The sequence below is a fragment of the Alloscardovia theropitheci genome (assembly GCF_004332295.1).
Classification (GTDB): domain Bacteria; phylum Actinomycetota; class Actinomycetes; order Actinomycetales; family Bifidobacteriaceae; genus Alloscardovia; species Alloscardovia theropitheci.
Genome location: NZ_RXLP01000019.1, coordinates 115073 through 129927, shown reverse-complemented (window position 1 = coordinate 129927; position 14855 = coordinate 115073). Strand labels below are relative to the sequence as shown.

At 43.7% G+C, this 14855-nt stretch carries 13 protein-coding genes; 10 read left to right on the top strand and 3 right to left on the bottom strand.

Translation table 11 applies throughout. The features are described from left to right. Positions 1–8 precede the first annotated feature (8 nt). Together EJ419_RS04065 and EJ419_RS04060 are read right to left on the bottom strand one after the other, a co-directional pair. Positions 9–338, bottom strand: a complete 330-nt coding sequence (locus tag EJ419_RS04065) for a variant leucine-rich repeat-containing protein (protein ID WP_165496228.1) — start codon at positions 336–338, stop codon at positions 9–11. Next, entirely contained in the window at positions 338–1240 is a 903-nt protein-coding gene (locus tag EJ419_RS04060; protein ID WP_131283862.1) for a hypothetical protein, read from the bottom strand. Before EJ419_RS04060 ends, EJ419_RS04065 begins: the two co-directional genes overlap by 1 nt. Before the next feature lie 219 nt (positions 1241–1459). Here EJ419_RS04060 and metG point away from each other — a divergent pair, with 219 nt between their 5' ends. The 6 genes from metG to gndA all read left to right on the top strand — a co-directional run bounded on the left by metG (position 1460) and on the right by gndA (position 11452). After that, positions 1460–3325 (top strand): methionine--tRNA ligase, encoded by a 1866-nt coding sequence (gene metG, locus EJ419_RS04055; protein WP_131283860.1) that lies wholly within the window; start codon positions 1460–1462, stop codon positions 3323–3325. A gap of 303 nt (positions 3326–3628) precedes the next feature. Then, positions 3629–4591, top strand: coding sequence for a TatD family hydrolase (locus EJ419_RS04050; protein WP_131283858.1), 963 nt, complete (start codon positions 3629–3631; stop codon positions 4589–4591). Positions 4592–4825: 234 nt separating this feature from the next. After that, positions 4826–7513, top strand: a complete 2688-nt coding sequence (locus tag EJ419_RS04045; protein WP_240680330.1) for a KUP/HAK/KT family potassium transporter — start codon at positions 4826–4828, stop codon at positions 7511–7513. 113 nt (positions 7514–7626) lie between these two features. Then, positions 7627–8481: a class II glutamine amidotransferase gene (locus EJ419_RS04040; RefSeq protein ID WP_131283856.1), complete on the top strand. Its 855-nt coding sequence runs from the start codon at positions 7627–7629 to the stop codon at positions 8479–8481. A 134-nt stretch (positions 8482–8615) separates the two neighbouring features. Beyond that, positions 8616–9872, top strand: a complete 1257-nt coding sequence (locus EJ419_RS04035; protein ID WP_131283854.1) for a glutamate-cysteine ligase family protein — start codon at positions 8616–8618, stop codon at positions 9870–9872. Positions 9873–10009: 137 nt separating this feature from the next. Further along, a complete protein-coding gene (gndA, locus tag EJ419_RS04030) occupies positions 10010–11452 on the top strand; it encodes an NADP-dependent phosphogluconate dehydrogenase (RefSeq protein ID WP_131283852.1) in 1443 nt (480 codons plus the stop codon). Between the two features lie 142 nt (positions 11453–11594). Here gndA and EJ419_RS04025 read toward each other — a convergent pair whose 3' ends face one another. Next, positions 11595–12056 carry a hypothetical protein gene (locus EJ419_RS04025; protein WP_131283850.1) on the bottom strand — a complete coding sequence of 154 codons (462 nt, stop codon included), beginning with the start codon at positions 12054–12056 and terminating at the stop codon, positions 11595–11597. A gap of 373 nt (positions 12057–12429) precedes the next feature. Between EJ419_RS04025 and EJ419_RS04020 the strand changes: the two genes are divergently transcribed. The 4 genes from EJ419_RS04020 to EJ419_RS04005 are packed head-to-tail and all read left to right on the top strand — an operon-like array spanning position 12430 to position 14848. Next, positions 12430–12738 (top strand): hypothetical protein, encoded by a 309-nt coding sequence (locus tag EJ419_RS04020; protein ID WP_131283848.1) that lies wholly within the window; start codon positions 12430–12432, stop codon positions 12736–12738. Between the two features lie 11 nt (positions 12739–12749). Further along, entirely contained in the window at positions 12750–13046 is a 297-nt protein-coding gene (locus EJ419_RS04015; protein ID WP_165496227.1) for a hypothetical protein, read from the top strand. Positions 13047–13055: 9 nt separating this feature from the next. Further along, positions 13056–13496 carry a DUF1310 family protein gene (locus tag EJ419_RS04010; RefSeq protein WP_131283845.1) on the top strand — a complete coding sequence of 147 codons (441 nt, stop codon included), beginning with the start codon at positions 13056–13058 and terminating at the stop codon, positions 13494–13496. A gap of 5 nt (positions 13497–13501) precedes the next feature. Beyond that, positions 13502–14848: a lipase family protein gene (locus EJ419_RS04005; RefSeq protein ID WP_131283843.1), complete on the top strand. Its 1347-nt coding sequence runs from the start codon at positions 13502–13504 to the stop codon at positions 14846–14848. The last annotated feature ends 7 nt before the right edge of the window (positions 14849–14855 follow it).

The following is a 14855-nucleotide window of genomic DNA, read 5'->3' as shown; positions in this document are numbered from 1 at the left end:
TTCCTTCCTTATGATTCTTCGACGGTATCTGAGTAGTTCTTCAAACTGTCCGATTCATCCGTATCAAGAGCACTAAATAGCACATCAAAGCTTTCTTTTACATGTGGTCCTCCTACTTGAGAAACGTATTCTAGAAGTTCAGGGGTAGCGGATGGATTGGCTATGAGCCAAAAACGCAACGCGGGTACATGACGGGCGATGTACCACAAGATGCGCGTATCTGTATCTGGGTCAGTTGCGATACGTGGTGTAAGCGTAAGTGGTGGTTTAGGTGGCGTGCAGCCGGGGTAGAAACGCGAAGAGGTCTGATAACGCGATGAGTGAGAAAGTTCTGACATTACGCGACCAGTCTGTGATCTGAGTTTAGTGTTCCTTGTAAAACGCTCTCTTGTGCTGTATTCCCCTTCGTATTATGAGTGCTCACATCAGGGGTAATTCCTGAATGTGAATCTATTGAAGGTATCCGTGCTGTCTTACTCTCTTGAGTGAGACGAATTTTGGCGAAAATACGTAAGAGCAGATTAAGTCCAGCTGTATAGTGCGGCTTGCGAGTATTTTGACGCATTATTTCCATGCACATTCGCTCGGAAATGCAGTATTGAAGAACTAAACGATAGATAGTTTCGGTGACAGAATACGGATGGCATCGTAAATCGTCATCGCACGCTAAATCGCAGACTGTTCGGGCGGGTGTGGTGACAAGGAGTTGAGGAAATTCTCGCAAATCATTTCGATGAATTTGGCGAGATGTTGATTTCACGTTACGTCCGAAAAGTATCGAGTGGTAATGATTCTCACGAGTGATATCAATTCGCCGGGGGAATTCATTTCCAAGCCAAATCCAAGCTGCAAGCTGTCCAGAAGCAATTGAGCCGAAAGGTATAATACTTTTTACAATGAGGGCGCGTTTCTCGCATGATGCGTTATATCGTGATGAGAAATACGTATGTGAGTCCAGCTGTGTGAGCACTTGTGCTTTCGATAAATGTCTAAGACACATCGGGCCTGGAAAATCTTCTACCCGTTTGAGCAGTTGTGTATTCTCACTCAAACTAGGCTTATCGAGATTTTTATTATGTGCGCCTGCTAGCTCTTGTTGCTTATGGTATACGCTTACTGTCATGCGGGATTTTAATCCCACAATGCTATCGCTACTATCGTTTTGCTCCGGTAATTCGCACGAAACTGCATTGATATCAAAGGTATTACTAAGAGCTTGTGTTGTAGGTGTAGTTTCCATATGTGCCTCCATTGCCAATATGAGTTATGCGTGACACCGTATATCAGTACGAACTAATTACCAAATCGTTTGCATAATTCGTGTGGACAACTGTTTTTTGTGAATAAACCCAGAGTGTATTCACAATTATTCACACACTAGCAATGTGAATGAGTGTGAAAAAATGCGAGTATTGTCTTGGTTGTCTTAATGTCGGCTCGATTGAGGATAATCAACTGCATGAGTCATGTATTAGTATCAGTAGCTTGGCCTTATGCCAACGGACCTCGTCACATCGGTCATGTGGCAGGCTTTGGAGTTCCATCAGATGTGTATGCGCGTTATGAGCGTATGATTGGCAATGATGTCTTGATGGTGTCAGGAACTGACGAACACGGCACCCCTATTTTGGTTCAAGCGGATGCAGAAGGCGTGACGGCTCAAGAGCTGTCAAATCGTTATAATCGTGTTATTTCTCAAGATTTGTGCAATCTTGGATTAAGCTACGATCTTTTTACTCGTACAACGACAAAGAATCATGAGCACGTTGTTCAAGACATGTTTACTCAGTGTCTGAAGAATGGCTATATTTACAAGGGTACACAGATGGTGGCTATCTCCCCATCAACTGGACGTACCTTGCCTGATCGTTATATCGAGGGCACGTGCCCAATTTGTGGTTACGATGGAGCACGTGGCGATCAGTGTGACAACTGTGGTAATGAACTTGACCCAATTGACTTGAAGAATCCTGTTTCTAAGATTAATGGTGAAACTCCTCGCTTCGAAGAAACTGAGCACTTCTTCCTTGATTTGCCTGCACTTGCAGAAGCTAACCTTGCATGGCTTAAGACTCGAGAGGGATGGCGTACCAACGTTATTAACTTCTCCATCGGATTATTCAAAGAAGTTAAGCCACGCGCTATTACCCGTGATATTGATTGGGGCATCCCAGTTCCTGTTGATGGCTGGATTGATAACCCAAATAAGAAGCTATATGTATGGTTTGATGCTGTTATCGGTTATTTGAGCGCGTCCATTGAGTGGGCTCGACGTCAAGGCGATGATGATGCATGGCGTAAGTGGTGGAATGATCCGGAAGCATTGAGCTACTACTTCATGGGTAAAGATAACATTACTTTCCACTCACAAATCTGGCCTTCTGAATTGCTGGGGTATAACGGAGAAGGTTCTCGTGGCGGTGAGCCGGGTGACATGGGTAAGCTTAATTTACCGACCGAAGTAGTATCTTCAGAATTTCTTTCTATGGAGGGGCGTAAGTTCAGCTCCTCGCGTGGAATTGTTATTTATGTAAAAGATATTCTTGCTCGTTACCAAGTGGATGCTGTACGTTATTACATTTCCGTCGCTGGTCCAGAAACTTCTGACTCAGACTTTACGTGGGAACAATTCGTTCGCCATAATAATGATGAACTTGTATCTGGTTGGGGCAATCTCGTTAATCGCGTAGCAACTTTGCTCCATAAGAATTTCGGTGAAATTCCACAGGTGGACGAGTCCCAATTTACTGATGAAGATCACGCATTACTTGAAACCACGCTTAAGGCTTTCGGCACAGTGGGTAATTTCATTCATACACATCGCCAGAAAGCCGGACTTAACGAGGCAATGCGCGTGGCAGGTGAAGTAAACAAATACATCTCTGCTACTGAGCCATGGAAGATTAAGGATAATCCTGAGCGTCTTGCTGCTGTCCTGTATACAGCAGCGCAAGCTGTACTCGACGTTAATACTCTTCTCGCGCCATATTTGCCACACTCTGCTCAAAAGGTGTGGGAGACTATGGGTGGCACTGGGATCTTCTCCCCATTGCCACATATTGAGGAAGTAACCGATCTCGATAATCCACAATTTACGTATCCGATTATTACTGGTGAGTATAAGTTGGGCGAGAACGTACATCCTTGGAAGCGTGAGAATATCGTTTCGGGTACGAAGATCGATAAGCCAACGCCTATTTTCCAAAAGATTCCTGTAGAAGCCGTTCAAGAAGAGTTGGAACGTTTCCAATCTGAACTTGATGCTCGAAAGGCTAAGGAAAAGGCTCGCCTTGAAGCTGAGAAGGCAAAGCTGGGGCAAGAGTAAGAATTCTCGAAGAGGTTAAAAGAGGAGATCTGAGTAAGCGGAAGTTTTACGAGCAATACTGATGCCAAGCTATGCTGGTCTCAGCGTGCTTTACAAAACCTTTACAAGATTCCAAGCTTATCTTCAGGGTTTTCGGATGTCGGGTTCAGGCAGGTGCAGTTATATATAAGTATCAGCTTAAGAGCTGGCAGGTAACACTGATAACTGAACCCCTCTTCTCTTTCTCTCTTTTAAAGCCCGAGCAAACCTCGGGCTTTTACTTTTATGCAGAAATTTAGTTTTTAGGTATGGAGCAGTGTGCCAATGGCAAAAAAGCATCGAAGTAGAGCATGGGCTGAAGCACCGCAGGTTTTAAACAGTCCAATTATCGATAACCACACGCACATGGCTTCGGTGGTGTCGTATTCAATGGATATGGCCGCGCAGGCAGCTGAACGCAATTTGCCAGAAGTACCAGTGTATTCTGTAGAAGAGTTGATTCGCAAAGCGCATAGCGTTGGTGTGAATCATATGATAGACGTAGCGTGTGAACTTCCTACTCTGCATCAAGCAATTAACATGGCTAAGCAATATCCGCAATCCGTCAAAGCGGCTATTGCGATACATCCTAACGAAACAGTTCTCCACGGACATGGGGGCGCGCAAGGCCCAGATGGCTTAGAAATACAGTACAAACCATGGCATGATATACCTCTTGATGAGGCTTTGAATGCTGTGTATACAGCAGCCCATGAGAACCCAGATGATGTAGTTGCAATTGGTGAGACGGGTTTGGATTATTTCCGTACAGGTGAAGGTGCCCGACAATCACAGCGAGAAGCCTTCCGGAAACATATCGAGTTAGCAAAGGATCTAGGTCTTGCGATGCAAATCCATGACCGTGATGCGCATGAGGACGTTATTGAGATATTACTTCGAGACGGTGCTCCTGAGCGGACAATTTTCCATTCCTACTCTGCGGATGAGCATATTGCACATATTGCACGTGAGCGGGGCTGGTATTTGAGCTTTTCGGGGACTGTGACGTATAAATCAAATGAACGTCTGCGCCAAGCTTTACGCGTTATAGACCCGCAACATATTCTTATCGAAACTGATGCTCCATACTTGACCCCTGAACCATATCGAGGGCGAACAAATGCATCGTACTTAACTCCATACACGCTTCAAGTCATGGCTGAGGTTCTTGAGATGCCGACAGAGCAGATGACTGAAATCACATACGATAACACCGTTACTGCATATGATTTGCCGTATAAACGCTAACGATAAGAGTAAACCTATTGGCACTCGTAATGTGTATTAAGCGTTCGAAAGTATGCAAAGAGCAGGTCAAAGAGTAGAATAATCGATTACCGAATAATCTACTGGGCTTTATATGAATATCTAGATTTAAACGATCAGCCAATGCGCTTAGCTATTAAGACTAGTTAGGGTATGCCACTAAAATGGCACATGAGATTGAGAAGAAAGAAATCCTGGAAACAGGTGGAGATTTATATGGTGTCTGAAATTAACGGCGAAAACGGTCAAGACTCAGGTCTTGCTTCACTCGCACAAGATACTGCTGCACAAACCGAGCCTCAGCATAAAGAGCACGAGGACAATGCTCGCGCCGAGGAGAATGCTGCTGATTCTCAAGAACACGAGGCAGGACGTAGTACTGAATCTTTGCATGAAGATACTGCTGATGATGGTCAAAAGACCGATAAGCGGGTTACAACAGCTACTGACCTGCTTGCTCTTGACCTTGCGCAGACAGGTGCGATTCTTCCTCCTGAAGGTATCACGAAAGCTCCGAAGATTGATAAGAGAGCAGTATCAGAAGAAGAAATAGAGGCGAAGCGACTTGCCCAAGAGGAGGCTAAGCGTACCGCTGAGCTTCAGAACAAGAAGAGTCATACGCCTCTTGGACGCTGGTGGAGAAAACTACAGACATCGCAAGATAAAATTTCTATCGCGATGATGGTCGTCGCGCTCGGCGTGGTTTACGGTGATATCGGTACGTCCCCACTGTACTTGGCACAGTCATTTGTGGCTGGTCAAGGAGGCATCCAGTATGCAGATCGCAATGCAGTACTAGGTATGCTCAGTTTGTTGTTCTGGTCAGTTACGCTCATCACAACTGTCAAATACGTATTTATTGCTATGCGCATTGATAATAAAGGTGAAGGTGGTATCTTCGCGCTTTATTCCTTGGTTAAGCGCTATGCAAAATGGTTGTGGATTCCAGCTATGGTCGGCGGGGCTGCATTCCTGGCCGATTCTGTTCTTACTCCTGCTGTCTCCATTTCTTCTGCAGTAGAAGGTTTGCGTACCCTCGCTCCTTTGAAAGGTCTGTTTACCGAAAATCAATCATTAACACTTGTCATTACGACAATTATTATTGTCATTTTATTCCTTATCCAATCGCGCGGTACAGAAAGCATCGGTAAAGTCTTTGGTCTTGTAGTCTTTATCTGGTTTACATTCCTTGCAGTTACAGGTGTGATGGCTATCGGAACTGATTGGACAATTTTTGAAGCACTTAATCCAGTGTATGGAATTGAGTTTCTTTTCTCACCTCATAATCGTGCCAGCATCGCCATCATGGGTACAGTATTCTTGGCAACTACCGGTGCGGAAGCGTTGTACTCGGATATGGGTCATGTGGGACGTGGAAATATTTACGCTACTTGGCCATATATTAAAGTGTGCTTGATGCTGAATTATTTTGGCCAGGGACAATGGATTATCCAAAATCAGCTCAATCCGGTGATGGAAAAAGTGGAAAATCTTAATCCATTCTTCCAAATGATGCCGGAAACCGTACGTTATGTAGCTGTTCTCCTATCCGTAGTTGCAGGTGTGATCGCATCGCAAGCTCTGATTACTGGTGCTTATACCATGGTTTCGGAAGCAACTGGTCTAAATTGGATGCCTCATCTGCAAGTACGCTATCCAAGTCGTACTCGAGGTCAGCTTTATATTCCAGTTGTGAACTGGGTATTGATGGTCGCTACACTTGCCGTACTGTTTATCTTCCAAGATTCGGAACGCATCACTGCAGCCTATGGTCTCGCTCTTACCGTAACGATGATTACGACGACGATACTGCTTGCTGCCTATATCTGGTGGGGCAAAAAGAGGCGTTTCCTTGCCGTCATCTTCACAATTATCTTCTTAGCCATCCAAATCATGTTCTTCATCTCATCGATGTCAAAGTTTATGACTGGTGGTTGGTTTACTACGCTGATTACGATTGCTATTTTTGCAATTATGTACACATGGGATACAGGTACTAAAGTGGAGCGTAGCCAGCGCCGCCACATGGCTCCTGAAGACTTCTTGCCAGCATTAAACGTTTTGCACAACGATAAAAATATCCCTCTATATGCCGATAACGTAGTGTATTTGACATCGGATACAGAGCTTCGCCGACTCGATACAGATATCTTTTACTCAATTTTCGGCGATCATCAAAAACGTGCTCGTGCATGGTGGGCTGTATCTGTATTCGTTACAGATGATCCGTATACGCGTGAATACTCGGTTGAGAATTTTGGTACACAGTTCCTCTTCCGTGTACGAATTCGTTTAGGATTCAAAGTCAGCCAGAATGTGGCTACGTATCTTCATCAAATTATGCATGAATTAATTGATGATGGCACTCTTCAGCCTCAGACAAGCATTTATCCTAAGGTGGATGAAGATCCAGAAATCGGCTCGATTCGTTATGTGCTTATCCATAAGGAGCTCATGCCAGAGTCGAAGATTACGACCTCAGGTGCTTTAGCGTTGCGTATGAAATATGCGATTCGTAAGGCTGCGGGGTCACCAATTAAATGGTTTGGATTATCGACGTATAATCCGCTCATTGAAGTTCAGCCATTGTTCGTAACGACATCGCCAATTGCTCCTCTTCGTCGCGTCAATCTGCGTAAGACGAAAAAGCCAATTACTTTGGAAGCAGTTCTCGCAAAGAAGGCAGCTCAAGCGGGCATTCCTGTAGATATAAGTGCAGCACAGTCTGTAGATGCTGAGAACCGCGAAAAACTAGAAAAGGTGCATAAGAGTTCGACGTCAGATGACAATTCTGACCATGACAATTCTGACCATGATAATTCTGACCATGAGAATTCGGGCAGTGAAAATTCGGACAGCGAAAATTCAAAAACTGAAAAGGAATCTGAAGCTAAAGCCGAATAAGCATTTGACTTTATAGCAAAATTTCCTACTCAGTTATGGCACTATAAGGAGCTATAAGTAATCGTAATAACCGCATAGGCGTGTAAAAATGCTTATGCGGTTAACTTATACGTATGTGCAGATTACTGGGATACCTTTCAACAAATAACGACATCACTCTTCGTGATGCAATTGGCTCACAGCAGCTTGATGAGTTTAAAGAAATCTCACGTATACATAACGATGGGTGGGGAGTTGATGGAATTAACACGACCCATCGTGAAGCACATGTGGATGATGGTGGCGCACCTAGCCCTGAAGTATTCGAAAATATTTATCGCACAACTGAGCCCGCTTTTCTTGATCACAATTTTGAATCTCTGGCTTCAACTCCTGCACGAAGTGCGATTTTCCATTTACGTCTTGCATCATCAAATCTGCCATTAATTCCAGAAAATCAGCAGCCATTTACCGCAGATGGCATCAGCTTTGCTCATAATGGTGATATTTCTTCTCAAGATGGCGTCAATCTCGTTCACGATGACGACGTGCTTGTATCAGATTATGAAGTCGCTAAAACTGGCGGAAAATCCGATTCTGCAATTTTCTTCGCGCATATCTTGCATTTCGTAGATAAAGGTTTGGATATCGCACAAGCTGCTGAAAATGCTATTGCAACTTTGCGTGAACAATATAAGGATTCATCCTATAATTGCCTCGTTCAAACTCAAGAAAAGCTCGTGTGCGTTAATGCTACTGGGCATGATTATTTATCTGATCGTGTGACTGCTGTATATGACAAGTATGGTCAGGCAGATAAGGCGAAAGATTATCGTGTTATTCGGTATAAGAAAATTTCTGGTGGTGTTGTAGTAGCTTCTTCTGGGTTTGATCAAAAAATTGAAGATGGCTGGAAGGAACTTCCTAAGAATCATATACTCATCGCAGATAGCGCGACTGGCGAGTATGAAATCCGCCCACTTGCATAGCACGTGTAGTTTGTGAGAATAATGTGCTGTGAGATTCCCTAGCTAGTTATAAAATACATAAAGATATATAGGAAAACGCGTGTAACCTACTGTATTGTGTAAACGCGCGTTGCTATACAGATTGGTGCAGTCACATGCATAATGATTTCTCATACTTTCATCAAGATCAGCACGTGAACGATAAGCATGTGCAGTCACTTGTTCGTTTTTATGAATCCGGCTGTGTGCCACGTGAGAAGTATGGAATAGGCGTAGAAATTGAGCACATCCCTGTTCGTTATGGAACGAATGCATCTGTGACATATGATGAGCCGCATGGAATCCGCGATGTTCTTAACGATTTAGCGCCTTTATATGATTCTTCAATGGAATATCGTGATGGTACCGCACTTCTTGGCCTTGGACGAGGAAAAATTGCGATTTCGCTTGAGCCGGGTGGGCAAGTGGAATGTTCTTTGGGAATTATGAAAAGTCCAGAAGAACTTAATGATTTATATGCCCAATTTCGCGCTGATATAGATCCAATACTTGCAAAGCATTCAATTCGTTTAATTAATTATGGCTATACGCCTGTCAGCTCGGCGCGCGATATTCGTATTATTCCAAAGCATCGATACGCTGCAATGAATGAATTCTTTGGACGACTGTCTGGGTATGGATGGAATATGATGCGCGGATCAGCATCCACGCAGGTGAGTTTCGACTTCTCAAGTGAAGCTGATGCCATTAACAAAATGCGTTTAGCAGTAGCAGTTGGTCCGATATTAGGTTATTTCTTTAGAAATACGCCATTCTTTGAGGGAAAACTAAACGAATTGCCTCTTCTTCGTCAGCATATGTGGGAATCCATTGGCACAGGGCGTACGGGAATTAATACAGGACTATACGATGAGGATTATAGCTTTGAAAGAGCGGCTATAGATGCTCTCGCAACTCCCCTGATGGCTGCTGATACAACCCATACACCAGATGCACAGCGCCAAGGAGTATGGACAGCAAGCTTTGAAAATGCCGCAGATGTGTATCCTGATCGTGAATTGAATGAGTATGAAATTAACCATATTATTTCTACTCATTTCACTGATGTACGTTTAAAAAACTTTATTGAAATGCGGCATTGGGATTCTTTGCCAATTGACCGAGCGCGATTATTAACCGATATCGTAGTTAATCTCTTTACTAATCCTGATGAACTGAGTCGGTTAACTAATGAGCTCAGCGGAATAAGGGCACTGGACGTTCAAGAAACGAAAGTGCAGATTCAATCACGTGGCGCTCAAGCTCTCCCTTATGGAAAATCGCTTGAGTTTTGGCGAGAATTTCTACATGCTGACTATACTGGCGAGGATATTCCAGGAGATAGTGAGAATTCTAGTATTTTCCAAGACTAATGACATGAGAAAAGGAACTGCTATTTCTTTGAGTAGTTTTGTTCCTCGTAAATTATTGCGCTTTTCGTGAAGCGAACAATCTAGTGGCATAGATAGACTTGGTATTAGTCCCATTTAGAAACAGAAAGCGTAGAAAAATGGCAGAAGCACAAGCAAATATTGGCGTAGTAGGTCTTGCAGTTATGGGCTCAAATTTGGCTCGTAATCTTGCACACCATGGAAATACTGTAGCAGTATATAACCGCTCTTACGGTCGTACAGAAACTTTGATGAACGAGCACGGTGATGAAGGCAAATTCATTCCAGCTAAGACTATTGAAGAATTTGTATCCAGTCTCGCAAAGCCTCGTACCGCAATTATTATGGTGAAGGCTGGCGCTCCAACAGATGCGATGATTGAAGCTCTTGCAGATGCAATGGAACCAGGAGATATCATCGTTGACGGTGGAAACTCCTACTTCCCAGACACTATTCGTCGTGAAAAGGAAATTCGTGCTCGCGGTCTGCACTATGTAGGCTGCGGTATCTCCGGTGGCGAAGAAGGCGCTTTGAATGGTCCTTCTATGATGCCTGGTGGTACTGATGAATCATGGAAGACTCTTGGGCCTATCCTTGAATCTATTGCTGCAGTAGCAGAAGGCGAACCATGCGTAACCCATATCGGTCATGATGGCGCAGGTCACTTTGTGAAGATGGTTCACAATGGTATCGAGTACGCAGATATGCAACTTATTGGCGAATCTTATGATTTGCTCCGTCGCGGTCTTGGTATGAGCGCTGAAGAAATCGCTAATACCTTTGATGAGTGGAATAAGGGCGATCTTGACTCTTATCTCGTGGAAATTACTGCCGAAGTTCTTCACCACGTTGATGCAAAGACAGGAAAGCCATTCGTGGACGTAGTCGTCGATCATGCGGGCATGAAGGGCACAGGCACATGGACAGTTCAGACTGCTCTTGACCTTGCTGTACCAGTAACAGGCATCGCAGAAGCAGTATTTGCTCGTGGACTTTCTTCCATGGAAGCTCAGCGTGAAGAAGTAAAGTCTAAGCCTCTTGCAGGTCCTGATGGAAAGATTAATGTCGAAGATAAGGCAGCTTTTGTAGAAGCTGTACGCCAAGCATTGTACGCTTCTAAGATTGTCGCTTATGCACAAGGCTTCGATGAGATTCGTGCAGGTGCAGCGAAGTACGATTGGAATATTGATCTCGGCGCTGTGGCTCGCATTTGGCGTGGTGGCTGCATTATTCGTGCAAAGTTCTTGAACCGTATTTCTGATGCATTCGATTCCGGTGAAAAGTTTGAATCATTGCTCCAAGATGCTTACTTCAAGGCTGCTGTAGAAAATGCTCAGGATGCATGGCGTGAAGTTGTATCTACTGCTGCTCGTGTAGGTATTCCAGTTCCTGCATTCTCTAGCTCATTGTCATACTATGATGGTTTGCGCTCTGACCGCTTGCCAGCTGCTCTCATCCAAGGACAGCGTGACTTCTTCGGTGCGCATACCTACGGTCGCGTTGATATGCCAGGCACTTTCCACACTTTGTGGAGTGGTGACCGCAGCGAGATCGAAGAGTAAATAAAACGAAAAATTTCGTTTGCGTAGTTTAAGCGCATGAATATAGATGATGGCTTGTAACGATATATACGTTACAAGCCATCATGGTTTATATGACTAACAGAGTCATTGCAGTAGGAATGTAGGAATCTTCTTATATCGGTCAGCTTTCTTTCATTACATCAATAATTTTCTGTTTAAGCAATGCAATGAAGCATGCGATAAAGAACGGAACCATAGTTACTGTAACCCATGCGATAAGCATAGGAGGATTGCCTTCCCCAAGGAATGTGGATACGGTGAACGGAATCGAGAAACCAATAATCGCTTGAGCTATAGCAAGCCAGAAACTCACTCGCAGATACGTAAGTAGCCTTTCTGTGCTGAGCTTGGTATATCCAAATGAAAAATGGTATGTTGTCAGAACCGTCCATACTGTGACTGGTATAGGGAAAAGGGCGAGAAGACACATGATAGGAGTATGAATCCACATGTATCGTGGTTCCTTTGCAAATTCGTCTTCAATTGTTGCCAAGCCCGCGAGCATTAGCCCTAATATGGCAAGTAGAACGAAAAGTGCGCAGAAGACGATGAGCGCACGCTGGTATGTTGTTTTACGGGACACGGGTGAAACCTCCTGTTCATTGTCCTTAATCAGTAAAAATAAGTTTCGTCATCGAAGTAATCAGAATAAGGAAAATCAGATTATTAAAAATTTTAGCCCTAAAAGCAATGAAAGATAGGGGGGGAGATTTCTTTTCAATAAAATCACACATATAGTGCTGATATAAATATGCGAGATGGGGCGAATCAGATGAAGAGTTTCGAGATGCTGTTTGAAATTGAGTTTAATAATAATTCTGATATGGCCATTCGCATGATTTGTGAAAGATAAGTCCTAGTGGCAAATAGAGAGAAATGCTCAGAATATGTCCTAATAGGCTTATTGCTTATATGGTAATTTGATGCTTGCACGGAACAGGAGTAGGGTGATAAGTATGCTTTCTGATGAGGTGACGGATGAGTTTCATAGGCAGTGCGCTGCGTTAGATGATGCCCGTGACAGGGTGATGGTGGAACAAAAGCGCGTGGAGGTTTTGTTGTTAGAGGCAGGTCAGGCGGCTGTGAGTTTTCACCAACAGTTTGGATCTGCGGATAGTGACGGGTTACGTACCATATCGTTGATTACTGATGAGGCTAATTATCGGGTTCATGCTCATGCGCGGGAGTTATTGAAATCTCTTGATGATGAAGGAGATCGGCTTTCGTACGAGTATCGTAAATTTTTGAATACTCAGGAGGATTGATGATGATCCGTATGAACAGGTCAGTGCTTGATGCGAGTTTAATGGATGATAAAGGCGAGTCTGCTGAATTCTTTGAGCAGCAGCATCAGCTCCTTGAACAGGTTTATTTAACTGATATTGAACAAATGATTGATAGCGTAGTGAATCAGTTGAATAAAGATTTGTCAAAGCGCATGCAAGATGCAGTTACTAGTCTTCGTTCACATGAACGTAGTATTGATGCCGCTATAGAAGGTGAGGCTTCTGAGGTTATTCGCGATGATGTGGATGCGTGGGTTAAACAGTTGGATTCGGTTATCAATGGTTAGGGGTTGAATATGCGAACGATTAATCTTGAGCCGTTTATGCGTGTTGGTGCTTTTATACGAAAGTATCGAATAGTTTTTATTATTATTGCGGTTGTGGTGTCGGTTGTAGGGGTTGTTATGGTTCCTCAGATGGTTGAGAAGCAGTACATGTATTCGGTTGTTATGGGTAGCGAGGGCAGAAAACTCATCGAGGATATGCTACATCGTGCGGATCCTAATGCTTTAACGGATAAAGGAAGAATCAAATCATATCGTATTAAGTCGGATACGATTGAGCATAATCCCATGGGCGGAATCATGGTGCGAATTGTGCTTAATAATGATCCAGAAATGGAATTACATGTCATTATCGAGCAAGAACCAGGTAACGATAATCTTATCGCTTTCGAGCAAGGGATATCTGGGAAAGCCGCTGAAATGTATCGTGAGCTGGGTGCCTTAGGAGATTAGTAAATATGAGTACTAATATAACCGAGTATGATCGAATGAATATAGCAAATGTTGAATATGACGACTATACAGTCTACGATGCTAAACGCAATCATGTAGTTAAGTATGGACCGCATAGAAATAAGGTTTTAGGCACTCTTGTTGATGTGGTGGATGATAAGTCTACTGGCTTGAAGATGTATGTGGTCAAGACGGATGAGAATCATTATTCGGTACTGTTTCAGGGTTCTCAAGCTCCTGATAGTGTGAATCATCTCCCAGATGCGTGGAAGGATTGGGGTGGCAATGATGCATCGTTAGCCAGCAAGATTATTTTTGGTGGTACTGGCCCTACTCCTCAGTTGGAGGCTGCATCAAAAGCTTTGAACACTACCATGGCGAAATACCCGAATGCGAGTTTTGATGTGTATGGGCATTCGTTAGGATCGATGTGTGCCCAGTATGCCGCTGTTACCTCGACTCATTCGAATCAGATTAAAAGTGTGTACGCATATGAGGGTCCAAATATCTACTCGTTGCTTAGCCAGAGTGAGCGATCTCAAGCGTTAAAGATGAAGAATAAGATTCATAACTATATTGATCGCAAAGATATCGTATCTTTGGGATATGCCAACCGTATGGCTGCTGTCGGTCACGTTCGTGATGTGTATTCTAAAGACTTGGGTCTCGATAAAGTGTCGCAGCATTTGTGGGGAGGATATCAATGGCAAAAGGACGGAAGTCTTCCTCTCGCCCCACCTGATATGAATGAGATGAAAAACGTATTAGCGTATTATCGTAAGACATATCCTTCAATGGCTAATACTCGGGCAGGTCGATTCGTCTTAGATTATATTCAATCGCAGTATTGCATGGACGCTTTCGTTTCTGATACTAGCACGCTAGAAAATGATATTAATACGATTCATGATGACGCTGTTCAGCTTCTTCAAAGTAAACTTGCGTTAGCCATTACAACGATGACAACAAACCTGAATGTACTGAATCCCGATAGTATTAACCATGAGCTTTATCAACGTGGACTTACCAATAAGCAAGCTTTAGCTCGGTTAGATCACGCATACGAGGTATTTAAATCGGCTACAACAGCAGTGAACCAGAAAAGTGAGCGTCTCCAAGAGAAAATTCAACAGGGCATCCAACATGCTATGGATACTGATACGCAGCTTGCTGACAGTGTTCAAAAGGTAATGGATAAATATTATTGTGATGTGGTACAGCCGCAAATAATGCGACAGCAAACTCAGCATCGTATTACTGCATATCTAATCCTGAACGCAACCACGAACATTACTCCACATGGTCCTACCGTCACACCACTACTGCGATTGTCACCATTTTCCGCATACTAAAATCGCG